Source organism: Bradyrhizobium sp. 164, assembly GCF_023073715.1.
Taxonomy (GTDB): domain Bacteria; phylum Pseudomonadota; class Alphaproteobacteria; order Rhizobiales; family Xanthobacteraceae; genus Bradyrhizobium.
The window spans coordinates 227,679-249,067 of sequence record NZ_JADPKA010000026.1; the positions used below are offsets into that span (position 1 = coordinate 227,679).

18 protein-coding genes and 1 pseudogene are annotated in these 21,389 nt (G+C 64.6%); 5 read left to right on the forward strand and 14 right to left on the reverse strand.

Going from position 1 to position 21,389, the window contains the following annotated elements; genetic code table 11:
• Nucleotides 1-5: 5 nt before the first annotated feature.
• The 12 genes and pseudogenes from IVB01_RS09095 to IVB01_RS09150 all read right to left on the reverse strand — a co-directional run bounded on the left by IVB01_RS09095 (nt 6) and on the right by IVB01_RS09150 (nt 13,729).
• Complete coding sequence (locus tag IVB01_RS09095) at nt 6-482, reverse strand: (2Fe-2S)-binding protein (RefSeq protein ID WP_247278139.1); 477 nt, start codon at nt 480-482, stop codon at nt 6-8.
• A 12-nt stretch (nt 483-494) separates the two neighbouring features.
• Nucleotides 495-1,313, reverse strand: a complete 819-nt coding sequence (locus IVB01_RS09100; RefSeq protein ID WP_247278138.1) for an FAD binding domain-containing protein — start codon at nt 1,311-1,313, stop codon at nt 495-497.
• 2 nt (nt 1,314-1,315) lie between these two features.
• A complete protein-coding gene (locus tag IVB01_RS09105) occupies nt 1,316-1,759 on the reverse strand; it encodes an SRPBCC family protein (RefSeq protein WP_247278137.1) in 444 nt (147 codons plus the stop codon).
• Between the two features lie 2 nt (nt 1,760-1,761).
• A complete protein-coding gene (locus tag IVB01_RS09110; RefSeq protein WP_128939213.1) occupies nt 1,762-2,199 on the reverse strand; it encodes an SRPBCC family protein in 438 nt (145 codons plus the stop codon).
• Nucleotides 2,200-2,209: 10 nt separating this feature from the next.
• Complete coding sequence (locus IVB01_RS09115) at nt 2,210-5,107, reverse strand: flotillin family protein (RefSeq protein WP_247278136.1); 2,898 nt, start codon at nt 5,105-5,107, stop codon at nt 2,210-2,212.
• A gap of 25 nt (nt 5,108-5,132) precedes the next feature.
• Nucleotides 5,133-5,966: a phosphoenolpyruvate hydrolase family protein gene (locus IVB01_RS09120; protein WP_247494418.1), complete on the reverse strand. Its 834-nt coding sequence runs from the start codon at nt 5,964-5,966 to the stop codon at nt 5,133-5,135.
• Nucleotides 5,967-5,969: 3 nt separating this feature from the next.
• Nucleotides 5,970-8,180 carry an ABC transporter permease gene (locus IVB01_RS09125; RefSeq protein ID WP_247278134.1) on the reverse strand — a complete coding sequence of 737 codons (2,211 nt, stop codon included), beginning with the start codon at nt 8,178-8,180 and terminating at the stop codon, nt 5,970-5,972.
• Entirely contained in the window at nt 8,173-8,955 is a 783-nt protein-coding gene (locus IVB01_RS09130) for an ABC transporter ATP-binding protein (RefSeq protein ID WP_025035423.1), read from the reverse strand. The genes IVB01_RS09125 and IVB01_RS09130 overlap by 8 nt, the downstream gene beginning before the upstream one ends.
• Nucleotides 8,948-10,031, reverse strand: a pseudogene (locus IVB01_RS09135) (branched-chain amino acid ABC transporter permease). Before IVB01_RS09135 ends, IVB01_RS09130 begins: the two are co-directional and overlap by 8 nt.
• A gap of 1 nt (nt 10,032) precedes the next feature.
• Nucleotides 10,033-11,043 carry a branched-chain amino acid ABC transporter permease gene (locus IVB01_RS09140; RefSeq protein WP_247278132.1) on the reverse strand — a complete coding sequence of 337 codons (1,011 nt, stop codon included), beginning with the start codon at nt 11,041-11,043 and terminating at the stop codon, nt 10,033-10,035.
• Between the two features lie 483 nt (nt 11,044-11,526).
• Nucleotides 11,527-12,354, reverse strand: coding sequence for an AraC family transcriptional regulator (locus IVB01_RS09145; RefSeq protein ID WP_247278131.1), 828 nt, complete (start codon nt 12,352-12,354; stop codon nt 11,527-11,529).
• A gap of 124 nt (nt 12,355-12,478) precedes the next feature.
• Nucleotides 12,479-13,729 (reverse strand): ABC transporter substrate-binding protein, encoded by a 1,251-nt coding sequence (locus IVB01_RS09150; RefSeq protein ID WP_247278130.1) that lies wholly within the window; start codon nt 13,727-13,729, stop codon nt 12,479-12,481.
• 265 nt (nt 13,730-13,994) lie between these two features.
• Between IVB01_RS09150 and IVB01_RS09155 the strand changes: the two genes are divergently transcribed.
• The 4 genes from IVB01_RS09155 to IVB01_RS09165 all read left to right on the forward strand — a co-directional run bounded on the left by IVB01_RS09155 (nt 13,995) and on the right by IVB01_RS09165 (nt 16,668).
• A complete protein-coding gene (locus IVB01_RS09155) occupies nt 13,995-15,122 on the forward strand; it encodes a mandelate racemase/muconate lactonizing enzyme family protein (RefSeq protein WP_247278129.1) in 1,128 nt (375 codons plus the stop codon).
• 231 nt (nt 15,123-15,353) lie between these two features.
• Complete coding sequence (locus tag IVB01_RS35440) at nt 15,354-15,476, forward strand: hypothetical protein (RefSeq protein ID WP_256464607.1); 123 nt, start codon at nt 15,354-15,356, stop codon at nt 15,474-15,476.
• Nucleotides 15,477-16,100: 624 nt separating this feature from the next.
• Nucleotides 16,101-16,319 carry a hypothetical protein gene (locus IVB01_RS09160; RefSeq protein WP_247278128.1) on the forward strand — a complete coding sequence of 73 codons (219 nt, stop codon included), beginning with the start codon at nt 16,101-16,103 and terminating at the stop codon, nt 16,317-16,319.
• 142 nt (nt 16,320-16,461) lie between these two features.
• Nucleotides 16,462-16,668, forward strand: a complete 207-nt coding sequence (locus tag IVB01_RS09165; protein WP_247278278.1) for a hypothetical protein — start codon at nt 16,462-16,464, stop codon at nt 16,666-16,668.
• Between the two features lie 586 nt (nt 16,669-17,254).
• Here IVB01_RS09165 and IVB01_RS09170 read toward each other — a convergent pair.
• On the reverse strand, nt 17,255-17,461 hold the full coding sequence (locus tag IVB01_RS09170; RefSeq protein ID WP_247278127.1) for a hypothetical protein: 207 nt from the start codon (nt 17,459-17,461) through the stop codon (nt 17,255-17,257).
• Nucleotides 17,462-18,050: 589 nt separating this feature from the next.
• Between IVB01_RS09170 and IVB01_RS09175 the strand changes: the two genes are divergently transcribed.
• The gene (locus IVB01_RS09175) at nt 18,051-19,265 is read left to right on the forward strand and encodes a c-type cytochrome (protein WP_247278269.1); all 1,215 of its coding nucleotides are present in this window, start codon (nt 18,051-18,053) and stop codon (nt 19,263-19,265) included.
• A gap of 35 nt (nt 19,266-19,300) precedes the next feature.
• Here IVB01_RS09175 and IVB01_RS09180 read toward each other — a convergent pair whose 3' ends face one another.
• Nucleotides 19,301-21,271: a 4Fe-4S binding protein gene (locus IVB01_RS09180; RefSeq protein WP_247278126.1), complete on the reverse strand. Its 1,971-nt coding sequence runs from the start codon at nt 21,269-21,271 to the stop codon at nt 19,301-19,303.
• Nucleotides 21,272-21,389: the final 118 nt, after the last annotated feature.

Sequence of the window (21,389 nt, forward strand, 5' to 3'; positions counted from 1 at the left end):
TGACCTCAGGCGCTGGCCCGGCCGCCGGCGGCGGCGAGGATGGCATTGATGATCGGCTCGTATCCGGTGCAGCGGCAGATGTTGCCGGAGATCGCCTCGATCACGTCGGCCCGGCTCGGGGACGGATTGCGGTCGAGCAGCGCCTTCGCGGCCATCAGCATGCCCGGCGTGCAATAGCCGCATTGGGCGGCAAAATTGTCGGCAAAGGCGCGCTGGAGCGGGTGCAGGTTCGGACCCTGCTTGAGGCCGTCGAGCGTTTCGACGGAGTGGCCCGCGACGGTCTCGGCGAGCGTCAGACAGGAGAGGTGGAGTTCTCCGTCGATCAGCACGCTGCAGGTGCCGCAGCCGCCCTGGCCGCAGCCGAACTTAGGCGTCATGTCACCGACCAGCTCGCGCAAGGCGACCAGCAAGTTGGCGCCGCCATCGACGAAGATGGCGACGTCGCGGCCGTTGTGACGAAATTGCAGAGGCGTCTTGGACATGTTGGTCCTTGTCTATTCCTGACCGGACAGCAAACGGCGGAGATGGACGCCGACGATCTCGCGGCGATACCAGGCGCTGCCGAGCGCGTTGTCCGCGGGCGATGTGCCCTCGATTGCGGTAGAGGCGGCTGCATTGATGTTCGCGGTATCGAGCGTGCGTCCTTCGAGGGCACGTTCGGCGGCCTTGGCGCGGATCTGGGTCGCCGCCATCGAGCCGAGCGCAATGCGAGCACCGGCGATGCGCCCGCCGCTGACCGGCAGATGTGCGGCCAGCGTGATGACCGAGCCGCCCTTCGGCTTGATGCGGGCAACTTTGCGATAGCGAAAGGCCTCGGCGTTGGCCGGCCGGGTGCAGGAGACCGAGAGGACTAACGCACCGGATTGCCGCTCGCGCGATTGCAGGAACTCCTCGATCGCGATGTCGCGGGCGCCGAAGCCGCCTTGCAGCGCGACTGTGGCGTCGAGCGCCAGCAGCGCCACGGTGAAATCGCCGTAAGGGTTGGGCGCGAACAGATTGCCGCCGACGGTGCCCATGTTGCGCACGGCGGGCCCGCCGATCGAACGGGCGGGCGCGTGCAGGAAAGCGAGGTCCCGCTCGCCGAGAATTCTCGCGAAAGTGACGCCGGCACCGAGCGTGATGCGTGGGCCGGACGCATCGATCCGGCTCAGCGCCTGGTCACTGGCGCGAACGATGGTCGATATCGAGACGTCGCCCTCGTTCAATGCCCGCATCACCAGCGTGCCGCCGCCGAGATAGCGCGCGCTGCGGTCCGAGGATATGGCCCCGGCCGCTTCGCTGGCGCTGGCAAAGGTCTTTACGGTCACAGCCATGGTTAGGCGGCCTCCTTCAGATGGCGGCGGATCGCCTCGAATCCCGCCTGGTAGATGTCTTCCGCGACCATGTGGGTGATGCGGTCCCTATCCTCGGGCTTGGTGGTGAAGCGCGATTCCCAATTCCAGAAGGTGCGGTCGCCATCGGTCACCGGGAGCAGTCGGACATGGGCGACGTAATTGAACATCGGGATCGGGGTATCGAGCAGGCAATAGCTGAAGGTCTGTTCGAGGTCGGACAGCGCCAGCAACTGCTCGCGCAGCTCGGAGCCATCCTTGAGCTTGAAGCGCCTGATACAGCCGATCTTGTCGGAGGCCTGAGCGCGTTCGATCGAGGAGGTCGCAACCGCCGGATGCCAGCGGTCGTGGCCGTTGAAATCCCGCAGCAGGTCCCACACCGCATCGGTCGGTGCGCTCAGGATCGTGCTCTTGACGATATGCGGCACGGCTAACCTCCGAACACGCGTTTCAAGGCGTCGAAGCCGCCCTGGAACACGCCGCCGCCGATGTTGCTGACGAGCTCGGTCTCGCGCTCCGGCGCGCAGTCGAATTCGGCGGTCCATTCCACAAAGGTCTGGTCGCCGTCGGTGACGGGCGTCAGCCGCAAGGTCGCGACGTAGTTCTCGACGCCCATCGGCGATTCCAGGATCGAGTAGGTGCAGAACATGTCGTAGTCGGATAGGCCCAGGAGCTTCTCGCGAATGCGGTCGCCGTTGCGCAGGCGGAAATCCCTGACGCAGCCGATCTTGTCGGCGGGTTCGCCACCCTCGATCCGGCTTTCGGCGATGGCCGGATGCCAGTTCGGCAGGCCGTTGAAATCGCGCACCCGCGCCCAGACGCGGTCGTTGCGGGCGTTGACGACGGTGGAGACATAGACGCGGGCCATGGATCAGACCTCAGCTCTTCTTTCTCGGCCCGCGCTCGGCCGGCGGCTCGCCGCCTTCGGCCGCAGGCGGGGAGGCCGGCTTGTCGCCGCCACTCTTGCGCGCGGAATCCCTGATGCCCTGCATGTCGCGCGCCTCGCGGATCAGGCCCGGCATTTTTGCGAGACTGCCGCCCTCGACGCCGATGTCCGACAGGATCGAGTCGATCAGCGGCGCCTGAACGCGGTAGCGCAGCGCCGAATCGATCACCTCGTCGGTGGCGCTGCGGCCGCCATTGCCGTTTCCGTGGCCATTGCCGTTGAGGCCATCGACCTGGAGGATGCGGATGCCCTCGATCTTCTCCATCGGCTTGACGCTCTCGCGTACGATGCCCTCGATGCGGTCGAGCAGTTTTCTGCGGAAGAGGGAGTAGCGCGCCTGGTCGGTGAGAACGTTCTCGGCCTCGTTGAGCAATCGCTGCGCTTCCGCTTCCACGGCCGCGCGCACGCGCTCGGCCTCGGCGGCGATCCGTGTCTCCTCGGCCTGCTTCTCGGCGATGAGAATTTCTACGCCCTTGCGACGCTTGGCAATCTCGTTCTCGCGAGCGGTGATGACCCGCTCGGTGGCTTCTGTGGCGCGCATCCGCGCTTCCTCGGCTGATGCTTTGGCTGCGGATTCCTCCAGCGACTTCGTGTGGATTGCGATCGCCTTCTCCATCAGCACGGTCTCGACCTCCTTCTCGCGATTGATTTCGAGCTTGCGCAGCTCGCGTTCGCGGCCGATCCGGGCTTCGTCGAGGCCGCGGTCGGAGGAGATGCGCGCGCGCTCGACTTCCTCGCGCGCGGCAATCTCGGCTTCCTGCAAGGATTGCACCCGAGCAACCTCGAGCTGCTCGATGGCGCGACGCCGCTCGATCCGGGCGGCTTCCAGCGCCTGCTCGCGCGAGACGTCGGTGGTCTCGACCTCCTTGCGTGCGACGATCTCTGCCTGCCGGACCTGGCGATCGGCGTCGATCCGCTCGGACTTCTTGGTGGACAGCGCGATGACGCGGTCCTCGTCGGCGATCTCGATCGCCTTCTTCTGCTCGATGTTGAGCACCTCGCGCTTCTTGGAGGAATTGATCCGTTCGGCCTCGAGCGCCAGATCCACCGTGATACGCTGGCGCTCGATCGCGTCACGCCGCTTCAGCTCGGCCGCCTCCAAGACGCCGGTCCGTTCGATCTCCAGTGCGCGGGTTTCGCGCTCGGCCTGGATGCGCTCGGCCGCAACCGCCTTCTCCTGGGCGATGCGGGCCGCCTCGATCGCCTCGCGCGAGGCGATATCAGCTTCCTCGACGGCGCGGTTGCGGGCGATCTCAAGCGAGCGCACGCGCTCCTCCTGCGCGATGCGCGTGGCCTCCGTGGCTTCTCGCGCTGCGATGCCGGCGACGTCGAGTGCCTGGTTGCGCTCGATCTCGAGTTGCCGTGTGTTCTGTTCGGCGGCGATGCGCTCTGCCGCGAGCGTCCGCTCGCGGGCGATGCGGGCCGCCTCGACCGCGCGTTGAGCCTCGATCTCGGCCTCCTGGATTGTTCGCACCTGCTGGATCTCCAGCGCGCGGGTGCGCTCGTCCGAGGAGATGCGCTCGACATTGACCGTCATGGTCTGGGCGATGCGGGCCTTTTCGGTGGCTTCGCGCGCGGCAATCTCTGCCTCTTCCACGGCACGCGTGCGCTCGATCTCGCGGCGCCTCGTCTCCTCGTCGTTGGCGATGCGGGCGTCGGTCACGACGCGATCCTGCTGGATCCGCGCCTTCTCGATCGCCTCGCGCGCGGCGATCTCGGCTTCCTCGACCGTGCGCATCCGCTCGATCTCGCGTTGGCGTACCTCGCGCTCCGAAGCGATGCGGGTGGTGTCGATCGAGCGCTGGTTGGCGATCCGGGTCTTCTCGATCTCCTCGCGCGCCAGCAGTTCCTTCTCCTCGATGGTACGGGTGCGCTCGATCTCCTTCTGCCGGGTCTCCCGCTCGGAGGCGATGCGGGCCTCCGCGATCGCCTGATCATTGGCGATGCGCGCGCGCTCGATGGCCTCCCGCGCAGAAATCTGCGCCTGTTCGGCCTCGGTCTCGCGGAGCGCGCGTTCGCGGGCAACCTCGGTGCGCTGAAGGGCGCGGCGCATCTCGATGTCGCGCTCCTGCTCGAGGCGCGCGGTCTCGCTCTCGCGCTCGATCTCGAGCGCCTGCCGCTCGGCTTCCAGATTGCGCGAGCGGATCTTGATCATCGAGTCCTGCTCGATATCGTTGCGCAGCTTTCGCTTGGCCTCGATATCCTCCATCAGGCGGGTCAGGCCTTCGGCGTCGAACCGGTTCGACGGGTTGAAGAACTCCAGGTCGGTCTGATCGAGATCAGTGATCGCGACCGATTCTAGCTCGAGACCATTCTGGGCGAGGGCTTCGGATGCATTGGTCTTGAGGCGTGCGACATAGTCGCCGCGCCGCTCGTGCATTTCCTCCATGGTCATTTCGGAGGCGACCGAGCGGATCGCGGATATGAATTTGCCGGCCAGCAGCGCATGGAGCTGCTCGGGCTCCATGGTGCGGCGGCCGAGCGTCGCCGCCGCGATCGAGACCGCTTCGCGGGTCGGCTGGACCCGGACATAGAAGTCGGCCTCGATGTCGACGCGCATGCGGTCGCGGGTGATCACGGCGTCCTGCTTGGAGCGGACGATGCCCATCGGCAGCACGTTCATGTTGACCGGCGTGTAGTCGTGGATGAACGGCAGCACGAAGGCGCCGCCATCGATGACCACGCGTTCGCCGAGGAAGCCGGTCCGGACGAACGAGGTCTCCTTCGAGGAGCGGTGGTACAGCCAGTTGACGATGTAGACGCCAACCACGATCACGACGATCGCGACGATCAGCCAGAGGATCAATTCACCGACGAGAATCCCCGACATCTTTCCCTCCCTCGTACCTTCGGCGTTACCGCGCGCCGATCGCCTTGAATTGACGCACCTGCTCCGTCAGCGCCCGCTCCACGGGCAGTCGCTCCATCGAGGACGCCCCGTAGAAGCCGTGGCAATGGCGGGTGTTCTTCATGATGAAATCGGCATCGGCGGGATCCGCGATCGGGCCGCCGTGAGCCAGCACCAGAATGTCCGGATTGACACTGAGCGCAGCGGACGCCCAGATGTCGATCTGCGCGGGACAATCCTCGAGCTTCAGTGCGGTCTGCGCGCCGATGGTGCCGCCGGTGGTCAGGCCCATGTGACAAACGATGATGTCGGCGCCGGCGATCGCCATTGCGGCGGCCTCCTTCTCGCTGAACACGTAGGGCGTGGTCAGCATGTCCTTGTCGTGCGCCTTGGCGATCATGTCGATCTCCAGCGCATAGGACATGCCGGTCTCTTCGAGATTGGCGCGGAAGACGCCGTCGATCAGGCCGACGGTCGGAAAGTTCTGCACGCCGGCAAACCCGAGCGCCTTCAACTGGTCGAGAAACACGTCCATGTCGCGGAATGGATCGGTGCCGTTGACGCCCGCCAGCACCGGCGTCCTGGTGACCACGGGCAGCACTTCGTTCGCCATTTCGACGACGATGGCGTTGGCATCGCCGTAAGCCATCAGACCCGCGAGCGAGCCGCGGCCGGCCATCCGATAGCGGCCCGAATTGTAGATGACGATGAGATCAACGCCGCCGGCTTCCTCGCACTTGGCTGATAGACCGGTGCCGGCGCCGCCGCCGACGATCGGCTCACCGCGCCTTGCCATGTCGCGAAAGGTCTCCAGGAGCGCTGCGCGTTCAAACCTCGCCATCGGTCACCTCGCTACTCTTCGGCGCACCTTGGTACGGCCGAACAGGGTTCGGAACGCACTGACAATGGCGGCGGCGAACTCGGGATCGTTGATGTTCTTGGGCACGCGGATGAGCTGGCGGTTGCCGGTCTGCCGCACCGTGCGCTCCAGCGTGCGAAATAGCGCGGTGTCGGCGTCTGGATCCCAGAACGGCTGGCCCCGCGCATCGAGGGCGGACACGCCGCCCTCGGGCAGGAAAAAGCGTACAGGGCCATCCATCTGATTGAGCCGCTCAGCGATCCAGCGGCCCATGCGCTCGTTCTCTTCGGCCGTTGTCCGCATCAGCGTCACTTGCGGATTGTGGACGTGAAACTTGCGGCCGCGGTAGCGTTCGGGAATAGTCTCGGGCGCGCCAAAATTGACCATGTCGAGCGCGCCGACCGAGCCGACATAGGGAACGCGGCTGCGGATGATCGCGCCGAAGCGATCTTCGGTCGCAGGAAACACGCCGCCCATGAGCAGATCGCAGATCTCGGTCGTCGTGAGGTCGATGATTCCGGCGAGCTGGCCGGACTCGACGAGCTTCTCCATCGAGCGTCCGCCGACGCCGGTGGCATGGAACACCAGGCATTCGAAATCATCACGCAACTCGGCCGCGATCTTCTGAACGGCCGGCGTGGTGACGCCGAACATGGTAATACCGACCGCTGGCAGGCCGCCGGCCTCGCGCGCCGCTGCGGCGCGGGCATCGAGCCGCGCCTTGACCATGCCGGCGAGCGCGTTGGCGCCGTTGGCCAGCACCGCCCGCGAGATCGAGTTCAGCCCCTGCACGTCGGTGACCGAGTACATCATCGTGATGTCGGCGGGACCGACATAGGGCCCGACATCGCCCGAGGCGACGGAGGAGATGATCAGCTTGGGTACGCCGACGGGTAGCGTGCGCATCCCCGGGGCGACCAGAGACGCTGCGCCCGAGCCGCCGGCCGAGATCACTCCGACGACATTGCCCTGGCGCCGCAGCCAGTTGGCGAAGGCATCGGCCATCGCGGTCACGGCGGCGCCACGATCGGCGCCGAACACCGCTGCGCCGCCACGGCTGTGGTTCAGGGCGATCTCCTGCGCGGAGACATCGCACGACGAATGCTTGCCACTCGTGGAAACATCGACTAGCCGCGTGCGCAGGCCGCTTTCTGCGATGATGTCGCGGATGAAGCGCAGCTCAACGCCCTTGGTGTCGAGCGTGCCGACGACCAACGCCACAGGCGGGCCGGCGGCCTGCGTCGTCACCGGCTCGCGCTTGCGCCGCGTCGTCTCTTCGAGCCGGGTGACTTGCGTCGAGACCGTTCGCGCAGCAGCTTCGATGCGGGCGATCGGTACCGGTTGCGACCATCGGGTCGGGAGCGTCGGGTTGGAGATGTAGATGCGGATCGGTCCCTCGCGGCGTGGCGCCGGCGCCGGCCTGGCTTCGACACCGGGCGCGGCGACGTCGATATCCGGCTCGAGCTCGGCGTGAAGCCCGACGCCGAGCAGGCGCTGCTGGAGCTCGCGGTCGGCGGCGAGGCGGGCGGAGTCGATGATGCGGTTGATGCGGCCGTTGACCATGATCGCGACGTTGCGCGAGATCGCGGTGGCGACGCCGATATTCTGCTCGATCACGAGCACGGACATGTCGCCGTCCTCACCGAGCCGCAGCAGCATCTCCTCGACCTGCGCCACGATGACGGGCGCGAGCCCTTCGGTCGGCTCGTCCATGATCAGGAGATGCGGATTGGTGAGTAGCGCGCGAGAGATGGCGAGCATCTGCTGCTCGCCGCCGGAGAGCTGGCCGCCGCCGTGATCCTTGCGCTCGGCGAGTCGCGGGAAGGTCTCGTAGATGCGATCGACAGTCCAGGCGCCGGGCCGCAGGCCGCCGGCCAGCCGCAAATGCTCGTCGACGCTGAGCGAGCGCCAGAGCCGGCGTCCTTGCGGCACATAGCCGACGCCGAGCCGGGCGATCTGGGCCGGAGGCCGCCGCGTGATGTCGTCGCCACGAACGCGGATCGAGCCGCCGCTCACGCCTACCAGACCCATGATCGCCTTGCACAGCGTGGTCTTGCCCATGCCGTTGCGGCCGACGACGGAGAACACACCGTTCTCCAGTGTGAGATCGACGCCTTGCAGGGCGTGCGAGTGGCCATAGTAGACATCGAGGCCGCGGACCTCGAGCGCGGCCTTGCTGCGGCGGACCTCATTCATGACCGCCTCCGAGGTAGAGCTCCTGCACCTCGGGATCGGACTGGATCTCCTGCGGCAGGCCTTCCTTGAAGATGCGGCCGTTGTGCATCATCGTGACGCTCTCGACGACGCGTAAAGCGACATCCATGTCGTGCTCGATGATGATGTAGCCGATATGCGCGGGCAGCGAGGTCAGGATCTCGATCAGCTCGGCCCGTTCGGTCGGCGACAAGCCGGCGGCCGGTTCGTCGAACAGGACAAAGCGCGGGGCGCCCGCGAGCGCGAGCGCGATCTCGAGCTGGCGCTGCTGGCCATGCGCGAGCTCGGCCACGCGCTGGTCCTTCACGGCCGAAAGATGCACGGCCTGGACGAGATTGTCCGCCGCATGCATCAGGGCGTCGTTCTGTCCCGGACGCAGAAACGAGAAGCGTCCGCGCGAGACGCCGCGGCAGGCGAGATAGACGTTGTCCTGCACGGTGAGGCCGGGGAACAGCGCCGAGATCTGATAGGTCCGCCGCAATCCGCGCCGGATGCGTTCATAAGGCGGGAAGTGCGTGACGTCCTCGCCGAAGAAGCGGATGGTGCCGGAGGAGGGCGGGAAGTCGCCGGTGATGCAATTGAACAGCGTGGTCTTGCCGGCGCCGTTCGAACCGAGCACCGCGCGCCGCTCACCCGGACGCACCGTGATGGTGACGTCCGTCAGCGCCGCCAGCGCGCCGAACAGGCGCGTCACGCCGCGGAGCTCCAGCGCAGCGCCGGCGCCCACGGCGGAGAGGCGTTGAGCGACGCTATCCATCACGGCGCCCTCCGCCGGAACGGTCCGCGCCGCGGCGCTGACGCTGGCGCCATCGCTGCCATAGGCCGATGACGCCGTCCGAGGACCAGAACACGATGGCGAGGAAGCCGAGCCCGATCAGCAGGCGGAAGCGGTTGCCATCGAGGCCAAGCCTGACCAGGAAGTCGAGCGCGAAGGTGCGCAGTAGCACGAAGATCAGCGCGCCGATGAAGGGACCGATCGGGCGCGTGATGCCGCCGACAACGGCGATGATCAGCACGTCGATGCAGGCTCCGACGCTGACCGACCCCGGCGAGATCTGACGGTAGTTCCAGACCTGGAGCACGCCGGCCAGCGCGGCCACGAACGAGGCGAACGCATAGGCGGCGACGCGGTGCGCATTGACGTTGAAGCCGAGCGCAGCCATGCGCCTGGGATTGTCACGCACGCCCTGGAGGGCAAGACCGAAGGGCGCGCGTGAGAGATATTCGACTGCGAAATAGCAGAGCGCGGCGACCGCGAGCACGACGTAGTAGAAGGGAATGTCGGCGCGCCAGTTCACGCCCCAGAAGTGCGGCGTGGCCACGGTGTTGATACCGGTATGGCCGTTGAAGATCGCCCAGTTCTGGTTGGTGAAATAGTAGAAGGCCGCGCCGATCGCGAGCGTGATCATGATGGTGTAGATGCCTTCGGTGCGGACCGCGAGCGCGCCGCCGAGCGTGCCGAAAGCGGTCGCCAGCGTCAGCGCCATCGGCACCGCGAGCCACCACGGCCAGCCCAGGCTGATATTGGCATTGCCGCTGACGCCGAACACGGCGACCATATAGGCCGCGAACCCCCGCGATGGTAAGCTGCATCAGGCTGACCATGCCGCCATAGCCGGCGAGGAACATCAGGCTCAGCGCCATGGTGCCGAGGATCAAGGTGGAGGCGAAGATCTCGATCAGAAAGAAGCCGTTGGCGATCAGCGGCATGATCAGGAGAATGACCGCGACGATCCAGGCGGCGGGATTGTTGACCTCCGGCCACGTCCGTGCCGGGCGCTGCGCCATTGTGGCGGGGCGTACGGCAAGCCGTGCATCGTGGGCGAGCGACATCTCAGCGCCTCGCCAATAGGCCTTGCGGCCGGATGGCCAGCACCAGCACCATGATCAGGAAGGTCACGACGATGGCGTAGGTCGGGATGTAGACCGAGCCGAGCTGTTCGGCGAGGCCGATGATCAGTGCGCCGAGTGCGGCGCCGGGGATCGAACCCATGCCGCCGACGATCACGACGACGAGGGACGCCAGCAGGAAGCGGATGTCCTCGCCGGGCGACAATGACTGGAACGTGCCGCCGACCACGCCGGCGGTGCCGGCAAGTCCCGCGCCAAAGGCGAACACCAGCACGAAGACGAGCTGGATGCGCACTCCGGTCGCAGCAAGGATATCGCGATCATCGACGCCGGCACGAATGATCATGCCGATCCGGGTGCGGTTGAGCGCGAGCCACATCGCCACGCCGATGATCACGGAAGCGGCGAAGATCACGAGCCGCACCAGCGGATATCTGAGATAGACCGGCTCGCCTGAGGATTTGATCGCCGTGATCAGCGGCAGCTCCACCGGGCCGATCAGCCAATTCGGCGTCTGGATCTGGTAAAAGTCGCCGCCGCAGGCCCACAGCATGAGGTCGGCGAATACGATCGAAAGCCCGATCGTCACCATGGTCTGCCTGAGATCCTGTCCCTCCATCCGGCGGAACACGATCAACTGGAGCAGGACGCCGACCAGGGCGGTCAGGATGAAAGCGACGATGAAGCTGAGGATCCAGGAGCCGGTCGAGGCGCTGATGGCGTAGCCGACATAACCGCCGAACAGATAGAGCGAGCCATGCGCGAGGTTGACGTTGCGCATCAGGCCGAAGATCAGCGTGAAGCCGCTGGCGACGAGGAAGTAGAGCCCTCCGAGCGTGATGCCGTTGAAGACGGCATTGAGGAAGACGCGCTTGCGGCCGATCGCCTCTTCGAGGCCCGGCGGCCAGACCGCGAAGACCAGCCAAAGCACGACGGCAATGGCAATGATCACGATCAGCGCCCAGACGGGATGGCGTTCGACAAAGCGGCTCATGGTCTCGCCCCGCTTGCGGCAGGGCAATCGCATATGGGAAGCGATTCCCTGCGGCCCATCCTTCGAGACGCCCGCTTTGGCGGGCTCCTCAGGATGAGCGCGGAGTGTGCGGCAGCAGGTTCAACGGGCCGGATGCCAATTAGCCTCGTCCTGAGGAGACCGCGGAGCGGGTGTCTCGAAGGACGAGGCGCTTGCTCAGACCACTCCAAGAGATCATATGCGATAACCCTGCCGCTTCCGGGGAGCGGTCGCGTCCAACGGGTCGCGCCAAAGGCGCGCTCGATGACGGGCTTCGGCGCGGGTGCACCCCAACCCTCTCCCCGCAAGTGGGACGAGGCGGCGTGCAAGCCGTTATCGGCTGCGAGCCCTGCCATGGGCGAACATCCTCCCTGGACTCGCAATTCTCTAGCGAGATCGCGTTGCCCACATCCTAGCCGGGCTGCGAGGAGGACGTTTGATCGTGAGTATCTTTTCGCGCAGCGGCTAGGTGCGCAAAACTTTGGCCGCGCGACGATAATCGGTCGGGGCCATCCCGACATTGGCGGCGAAGAAGCGGGTGAAGCCGCTTTGCGAGGAGAAGCCGAGATCGAAGCCGATATCGGCGATCGGCGCCTCGCTCGCCACCAGCGCTTCGAGCGCCTGTTCCATGATCAGCGTGTTGAGATAGAGATTCGGCGTGACGCCGGTCTGGACGCGGAACAGCCGGTAGAAATGCGGTCGAGACAAACCGGATTCCCGCGCGATCCTATCGAGCTCCATCTCGGCCCCGGGGCTCTCCGACATCAGCCTGATGCATTTGCGCACACGGAAGTCGGTCACGGCACCATTGGCGCGCGGATCGCGCGCGATCTCGGCCTGTTGCCAGCTTTCATCGTAGCAGATGTCGATCAGCCGCCTCAGCTCGGAATCGAGGCTGGAAAGCGATGGTGCGCCGCACACGAGCGCGGCGGTCCGCCTGATGTGCTTGTCGAGCGCAGGCGTGCGCCTGAATTGGGTGCGGCCGAAACGCAACCGGTCGGAGCCGGATGCGTCCGGCGCAAACCATTCGGCGTTGACGTAAAGCACGAAGAAGATCGCGCCGCCGTCGACATCGGCCGGCAGGAAGTTGTGCGGCTCCCACGGATTGACGGCAACGACCGAGGATTCGGTGAGATCATAATGCCCGTTGGAGACATCGATGCATGCCGGCATGCCGCCGACATGGAAGATCAGATGACCTTCACGATGGGCGTGGATATTGAAAGGGCGGTTCAACTGATAAACCGTCGCCCGGCCGAACCGGCCGTGGAAGACGGCGAGCGCGCGGCTCATGCCTTCCCCTCCCGAATGTTCTTGTCTTTTCGGCCAGCGTTCAACAACCCCGGCGAGATTGCAAGAGCGGAGAGCGACCGCGTCAGCAAGTCGCTCTCCGCCAGCGCGGTGCAGGCGTGATGCGTCAGTACTTCTTACATTCCGGTACTGTGCGGCTCGGCAGCCCGATCTTCGAGAACACGGCCGGATCATAGCCGAGCGTCTGGTTCACGTTCGGGATCACCTTCACGACCTTGCTGAACAGCGCGCCCTTGCCGTCGTCGACGACTTCGGTGACGAAGTTGGTGCCGATCGCCTGGCGATTGGAGTCGAGCTTGATCTTGCCGTTCGGCGCGTCGAGCTCGATCTTCGCCAGTGCTTCCTTGAACTTCGCCTGGTTGTTGGAGAGGTCGCCATTGACTTGGCGCAGCGCAAGGATCAGCGCCATGGTTGAATCATAATAGTTGGTCGCGAGCAGCGACGGGCTCGGGAAGCGCTTGTTGGGCGGGAAGGCGTCCTGATAGGCCTTCACGAACTTCTGCCAGCCCGGATCCTCCCAGGTATCGGCTTGGCCGCTCGCCGCAATGGTGCCGATCAGCGCGTTCTTGGCGTTGCCCTTCGACGACAGGATGGTCTGGTCGATCATGATGGAACCGCCCATCAGGTGCGCCTTGCCGCCGGCCTGCTGATACTGGTTGAGAAAGTTGACGGCATCCGCGCCGCCGAGCCCGAGATAGATGGCGTCGACGTCGTCGGGCAGGGCGGCGATGACCGAGGCGAAATCCTTCGTTCCGAGCGGCACCCATTGCCGGTTGGTGACCTGTCCGCCGGCACCGCAGAACTCGAGCACAAGGCCGAACACCTGGGTGTAGATGAAGGAGTAATCCTCGCCGACGGTCGCGATCTTGCGATACTTCTTTTCGTCATAGGCGTATTTGCCGAGGCCGACTTGCCACTGTGCGCCGTCCATGTTGTACCGGAAGAAGTTCGGGGCCGGATCGACATAAGTCGTTTCCTGGGCGCCGGAGGCCGCATTGATGAAGGTCAGCTCGGGATGAGTTTTTGCAAAATTCTTTACCGCGATGCCCTCGTCGCCAGAGAGCGGTGAGAGCAGGATCTGCACCTTGTCCTGTTCGATCAGCTTGCGCACCGCGCGCACGGCGGAGTCGGGCGTTGCGTCGGTCGAGGCGACGATGAATTCGAGTTCCTTGTCGCCGACCTTCTTGCCGAGCACGTTGAGGGCCGTCTGGTGGCCGCGCATGCCGTCCTCGCCGAGCACCGTGTAGGTGCCTTCGAGCGTCGCAGTCACGCCCACCTTGATCTTCTCCTGAGCGATCGCGGCGCCTGAAAGAAACAGGCTGCTCAGCGCCAGCAGTCCCACACTGCATTTCGACATTGTGCTCCTCCCTGTACCGTCGATTTGTCGCCGTGCCAACCGGCGCGGCGCCCGCAGCTCGAAAGGCTGGCGGATTTGACGGGAAGGCTAGCCGAAGTCGCATGCGGTGCATGCGCGGGCGCCTCGTTCCGCTTGACGGGCAGTCTCATTTTGGATGTTGCGGCGCAAATGGTTTCGCGGTGCAGCACGTGGCGGGTGACTTCGCGCGCGCCTGTTGAGATAGTGGCGCCCGCCGCTTTTCGATCTCGACCGCAGGATCTGCAACATGACGACTGACAGCTTCACCATCCGCGCGATCGAGGCGTTCTGCTATCGCTATCCGCTGGCAACGCCGGTGGTGACGTCGTTCGGCAAGATGCTCGACCGTCCCGCCGTCTTCGTTCGCGCTGTCGACGAGGACGGCGTCGAGGGATGGGGCGAAGCCTGGTGCAACTTTCCGGCTCCAGGCGCGGAGCATCGCGCCCGGCTCGTCAACGAGGTGCTCGCCCCCGGCCTCGTCGGACGCAAATTCGAGGGTCCTGCCCAGGCCTTCGAGCCGCTGACCAAAAGCACCGAAGTTCTGGCGCTTCAATGCGGTGAACCTGGTCCGTTCGCGCAGGCGATTGCGGGCATCGATCTCGCGCTGTGGGATCTCTCCGCGCGCCGCCAGCGCCTGCCATTGTGGCGGCTGCTCGGCGGTCAGTCGCGCAAGATCAAGGTCTATGCCAGCGGCATCAATCCCGGCGGTGCGGCGCAGACGGCGGAGGCCGCGCTCGAGCGCGGCCATCGCGCGCTGAAGCTGAAGGTCGGGTTCGGCGCCGAGACCGACCTCGCCAATTTGGCGGCGCTGCGCCGGATCGTCGGCCCCGGTATGCTTGCTACCGATGCCAATCAGGGCTGGTCAGTCACGCAGGCGATGGAGATGCTGCCGCGGCTGGCCCAGTTCGATCTGCGCTGGTTGGAAGAGCCGATCCGCGCCGATCGGCCGCGCGAGGAATGGCGCAGGCTGCACGCCGCAGCGAAGATGCCGATTGCCGCCGGCGAAAACATTTCGAGCGCCGAGGGTTTCAGGGAAGTTCTGGCCGAAGAGGTGCTCGGCGTGGTTCAGCCCGATATTGCGAAATGGGGCGGGCTGAGTGTCTGCGCTCCACTGGCTCGCGACATTCTGAAGGCGGGCAAGACGTTTTGCCCGCACTATCTAGGCGGAGGTCTTGGCTTGCTTGCATCCGCGCACCTGCTCGCCGGTATCGGAGGCAATGGCTGGCTGGAAGTCGACGCGAACGACAATCCCTTGCGCGATCTGTTTTGCGGCCCGGTCCTCAACGTGAGGGAAGGCACGATTGAATTGGACGAAGAGCCGGGCCTCGGAGTAGCGCCTGATCTGGCATCTATCGAGCGTCATCGCACCATTTAGATCAGAGATTCGTCGGCTTCCGACCAACCCGCGCGTCGGGTGGCGATGTCATCGCCCGCTGGCGGTCGCCGAAATGGCGCGCGCGTGCGCGATCAGCGCTCTCGCCGTCGGACCTTTCAGGTGATCATCGAGAATGCCGACGGGTGCACCCCGCGAGCGAGGACGCCTGCCTTGTTCTGCTTCAAAGACCTGGCTGTGACCGAAGGCCTCGGGCTCTATCGGGAGAGGCCTATGGCGACAATGCCGGTCATCGGCCGGCGGCCTGACATCACGTTGCCCGTTTCGGATGTCGCGGAGTCCGCCAAGAGCCTGGACACCCACAAGGATCCCTCGAAACAGCCGGTCGTCTTCTAAAAGCCGCCGCCTCGGTAATCGGCCCGGGAGCGGCGGTGGAATACATTCCTGCATGTGTGTGCCGCTTCACATTTTGTACGTGAAACGATGCTACCATTGACTTGAAAGTCCCTTTTATTTTTTGGCCCAACGTCAGCGTTTTTTTGCAATTGCCTTCTTCCAGGGGCGCGTAATGAGTAGTCGTGATCGGGTCTGCGACCGTATGGTCATTCTGCACCAACGTGTCTGGTCGCTCAATTCTCAACTTGCAGAGCTTCGAAACCTTAGCACCCGGGTGCAAAAGGCGTTGGAAAGAAGCAACGGCAAACGTTCAAGAGTCCCATGTGTCGGGGCAGTGCGGCGTCGAGCTCGGAGATAAGTGCGCGTTGAGAGCCATTAGCCATGGCTCGGCCATGTGACAGCAACCCGCCGAAGGGAGGCTCTCTGCCAGAGGTCTGCTCTGGGGCCAAAAGCGTCGTTCTCGTTGCCTGCTGGTCAGTTCAGGTCTGCGCCGATTGGCGCAGATTTGGAGCCCGGCCATGGGCATTCGCGGGGGGTGATCCTTGGGGTGGTCCAATCGCGTACCGCTCTATTTCCATGTGTGCTATCTGTTGGGTAGCAAAATGGTAGCAGGAAGAGCGGATCATGACTGACGATCAGGTCAACCTTGTCGTTCAGCACCTTTGCGAGCATTTGCACTTGGCACTCCGATTAAAGGGCAGCGAGGCGCATCCACCAAACGCCAAGGATATTGGATTCGATCCTGCCTCCGTAAGAACCGTGTTCCTAACCGGGTTGCGTTCGGCGGGGGTCACGATCCATGACGATGCGGCCGGGACGAGCGAAGAGCCGCCGTGGTCCTAAAGGCAAAACGGGGGACACCCTAGACAGCCGACGCTTGGACGAGCATCGAGTTAGGCAGCGTCGGGCCGGACGCTGCCGTCGTGAACTTACGAAACACTCTTCGGCAGCTCCCGTTGCGCCTGGCCGACTACGGGCCGGGTCGATGGCGGCGCTGATTGAAGCGTGCCGCTTTTCAATGGTCCGCATTGACATCGTCGCGCCGCATCCGCTTGCAAGGCTGCGTCTGGACGATTGCCGCATTCCGATCAACCGTCGCCTGGGAGCGCGGAGCGTAGAGGGCGGCATACCCAACCTTCTCCGTGATATCGTCGAGGCTGAGCCGAGTTGCGGCATCATTCGATTTGAGTGATGGGGCGATCACTGGGCTGGCCGAACCCACCGTTGCGGCTCGATCCGGTGCAGGTCAAGGGCGCGGAAATTTGGATCGAGGCGCAGAGGCGACATCCGCGTCGATGATGACATCATGCCCCTGTTTTGCCCGACGTGTCAAAAGCATCTGCGACATGGACTTTTTTCTCAGGAAATTGTCCTTTGGAAACAAGGGCCTTCTACTGTGCATGGGGTTGTTTTCGCATTTATTGGTTCAGTGCTCGGCGGGCAGCGTCGACCAGAACGCCGTAAGGCCTCGAGAATGGGAGGCTGCTTGGCCCCATGCCATGCTTGATTGCCGATCTCGGGGATCATGCCGCCAAGAATGTTGAACATGGTCCTGAGATGGGTGTCTCAGAGACGTACCCCGGTTGTGGCAAACGCTTGCGCGACTGGCTCCTGGATTCGATTCAAGATCACCATCCCCACAATCGCGATCAACGTTGCAGCGACGCAGCCAAGAAGAAAAGCCTTCATCCGCAGCCTCCCTCGATCGAAACGTCAAGCTGTTATACGACACCGCTTGGCGCGAGCAAACTCGTTGATCGTATCAAGGCAGAAGCCGCCTACGGGCTCTTGAACATCGCATCGACGGAAAGTGCATCACCCATCAAGCCGAGGGACTGAAGTGCGGCGCCATTCCTGTCGATTTCCAATATTGCAAGAAGAAGCGCAAGCACGACGGCAACGAGGATCAGGAATGGCGAGGCGTCTCGGGAATCGGGATCTTGCGATCCATCAAACGCGCGCAAAGCGCGCAGTCGCGCCAGCATCTGCAGAAATGGCCGCGTTCGCCCCTGCATGCCGTCATCCTTGACGTGGCCAGTCGGAGATTAGTCTCCGGATCACCGGCATTCAAGCGGGATGCGCAAAGCCAGCCCGTTGCGACGCACACGCCGGAACGGAATGCAGTGTCGCCCCGTTTAGTACGGGCATTCGGAGGATCCAACGTGAAATTTCTGATGACGATTTTGTGCTTTGCAGCACTCTGCCTGTTCGAGCGCGCCTCCGCCGAACCCCCACAAACCAATTCGTCTGCGGCGCCAACCCGGCCCGAGGAGAAGGGCCAACCACAACCGCAAGGCTGGACGGGTCCAATCAATACGGGTTCGGGTGGTGCGCCCGCCGAAAGTCCCCAAGGTCAGAGTCCGCCTGGAATGCAGGCCGCGCCTGAAGGATCGTCCAAGAGGACGACGGCACCAGCCAAGTAAATGGGTTCGGATTTTCATCTCCGTGGGCTTCTGGCAATCTTGAGGCCGTGAACGTGACCAGAGCCGGTGACGGATGATGAGGTTACCTTTCTGCACGGGCGGCGCCGCAGCCCTGTGGGCCATCTTCGCGCTATCATCCGCGCACGCCGACATGGTGGGACATGGCGGCCCCGTACGGGCGCTTGCCATTTCCCCCGATGGCGAGGCCCTCTTGTCCGGCAGCTTCGACACAGCAGCCATCCGCTGGTCCCTGAAGACCGAAACGGCACAGCAAGTGCTGCGGTATCATGCTGACGCCGTCAATGCCGTCGCCTTTCTGAAGGACGGCCGCATGATCACAGCGGGTGCCGATGCGCGAATTGCAGTGTGGATGCCTGGCCGGCAGCAGCCGGATCGGGTGTTTGAGGGACATCGAGGTCCAATCGTGGCGCTTGCGGCGTCCCCTGATGGGGCGCTTCTCGCATCGGCTTCATGGGATCGGACGGTGCGGCTCTGGTCGCTGTCGGACGGCGCGTCGCGCGTGCTCGAAGGTCATTCACAGAACGTCAACGGTGTCGCTTTCACGCCGGACGGCAAGTCGCTTCTCAGCGTCGGCTATGATCTCACCTTGCGCATCTGGCATTTGCCGGACGGCCAACCTGAAGTCTTGACGTTGCCGGCGCCGCTCAACGTCGTTGCTGCGGCGCCGGATGGTGAAATCGTCACGGGCGCGGTCGACGGCACGCTGCGGATACTGACCACAGACGGCAAGCCGAGCGGCGAGGTCGCGGCCGGTCCCACGGCGGTGGCGGCCTTGACGATATCGGAAGACGGCACGTTGATTGCTGCGGCCGGCATCGGCGGCACGGTGGCGATCATAGATCGCAAGTCGCGCAGCCTGCTACGAACGCTGGTCGTGTCCGGCTTGCCGGTATGGTCGGTCGCCTTCCTTCCGGATCGAGAAACACTGATGACGGGTGGCGCGGACGGCAAGATCAGGCGCTGGAATGCCCGCACCGGCGATCCCATTGGTTCGAACCTCTTGGGAACGCCGGCCGATCCTCTCGCCGCCTATGCGGGCGATCGGGGCGCCGATGTATTTCGGGCGTGTGTGGCCTGTCACACCCTGTCGGACAAGGATGTTCAGCGTGCGGGGCCGACGCTTGCCCGACTATACGGTCGCAAGATCGCTTCGCTGCCGGGCTATCGCTTCTCCGACGCGCTGAAGAGCATGGACATCGTCTGGACGCCGGAGACGGTCGCACGACTGTTCGAGGTTGGACCGAATGCCTACACCCCCGGCACCAAAATGCCGGAGCAGCGCATCGGCGCGGCCGAGGACCGCCGTGCGTTGACGGACTTCTTGGGCCGCGCAACGTCGCAATGATTGCCCCTTCCGACCCTGCGAAGATGTTCGCTCGTCTAATCCTTACCATCGCGCTGGCGTAGATAGTCATCCGTCGTTCGCGGCGGCGTTCGTTCCGGAACGCCCTTGAACGGGTCGAATTGCTGTTCGCTCATGACGATGACGCGGCAGTCTGCGCACATCCTAAGTGCTGCGACCCGCTTGTCGCCGGCCGGATACATCCAGTGCCGGCCCTCGAGCTTGGCTGCGATGCGGTCGATCGTGCTCTTGACGCCGAAGGCGGTACCGCAGCGGACGCAGAGTGCGGGCTCCTCTTCCTTGATAATCACGGCGGAGGCGCGTGCCGCGCGGAAATCGATCTGCGGCTTGAGGCTGATGACTTTCTCCGGACAGGTGCTCTGGCACAGGCCGCATTGCACGCAGGCGTCCTCGACGAACTTCAGCACTGGCCGCTCAGGATCGTCGCGAAGCGCGCCGGTCGGGCAGGCCGAGACGCAAGACAGGCATAGGGTACAGCCGCTGGTATCGACGCTGATTGCGCCGATCGGCGCACCCTTGGGCAGGGCGATCACGTCGACCGGCGTCGGCGCCACGCGATGCAACTCGCTCAGGGCGAACCGCAAAAGGTCGCGCCGCTTGCCGACGGTTTTGAAGGTCGCGGGCGTCGCGACGGCCGCCAGTGTGCCGATAGCAGCCAAATGCCCGCCGAGCGCGTCGGGATCATCCGTTTCGATGGTGGCGAGGCGGTGGCCCTCAAAGCCGAGGCCGCCAAGGATCGCTTCAGCCATGCCGATCGTCTGTGACAGTCCGGTGAGATCGTGGCGTGGTCTTGCGCGGAGCAGGAATCGTATGGCCGATACGCCATAGGCAAAGGCACCGACGATCGCCTCCAGCCCGAGTTGCGTGAGTTCGTTGATGGCAAAGGGGAGCACGTTTGCCGGCAGGCCATCGCCATGCCGCGCCAGGGCATCGATCAATGGCGTGCCGTGCGGGCTGTCATGAAAGAGTAGCACCGCATTCGTGCCACCGGCCTTGTGGTAAGCCAGCAGCATGGCACGAATTCTTTGAAGCTGCGTATCAGCGGGCGGGAGCGTATAAGATGCCGCGCCGGTCGGGCAGGCGGCGGCGCATTGGCCGCAGCCCGCGCAGATGTTCGGGTCAATTGCGACATGATCGCCGACGGGCGTGATCGCTCCAGTGGGGCAGAGATCGAGGCACCGCCGGCACCCCGTGCGCTTCGAACGCGAATGGGCGCAAAGAGCGGGCGTGACGTCGACATATTTCGGCTTGTCGAAGCTGCCGACGAGGTCTCGCGCGGTCAGCACGGCGCGAAGCACGGCGGCGGGATCGCTCGGATCGGCGCGCAGATAGCCGTCGCGTAACGCGTGGGCAGGAAACAATGGCATCCCACCGGAAATGTCGAGCACGATATCGCAGCGCGAGGTCACCCCACTTCGCGGTGCGTCCAGCACGAAGCGATCGCGCGAAGAAGGGCGGGGGCGCGCGTAATCGTCGATCGCAAGCTCGAACGCTCCGAAATGTCCCTTTGCGGAGCGGATCGTGCCCTTCACGATCGGGAAGACCGTTGCAGCGGGCGGCACGATCTCGTCGAGCTGCTTCAGCATCACCGTCACGTCGAGGTGATCGGCAAGCAGGCGGCCGGCTTCAATCGCGGCCTCATCGCGCCCGTAGGTCAGGACCACGCCCTCGCTCGACAAAGTGACGAGCGGATAGTCCGGCGCTGGGATGGAGGCGGAAGCGAGCAGGGCAGCCATTTTCGCGCCGGCGCGCGCGCCATCTCGCGACCAGCCGGCCGTTTCGCGGATGTTGACGAAGCTGATCGCATCAGGCCGCTCGCCGGCCTCCTCAGTGAACTGCGCGGCCTGCTGCGTGCAGGCGACCGTCAATGCGCCGCCAGCGGCCGCTGCGCTGCGGAAGTGATCGAGCTCGGCGCCGCAGAGATGATGAAAGCTTTTGATTTCGCAGTTGGGACATCCGCGCTGAATCGCGGCCGCGTCGAGACGCATCGTGTCTTCGCACGAGCAGATCAGGACGGTCTTGGATGGCTGCTCCAGGTTAACCCCTCCGCCAATCCGGCACCGACGACGGACTCGCGCCGGCCCTTCGCCTCGTATAGAACTTATC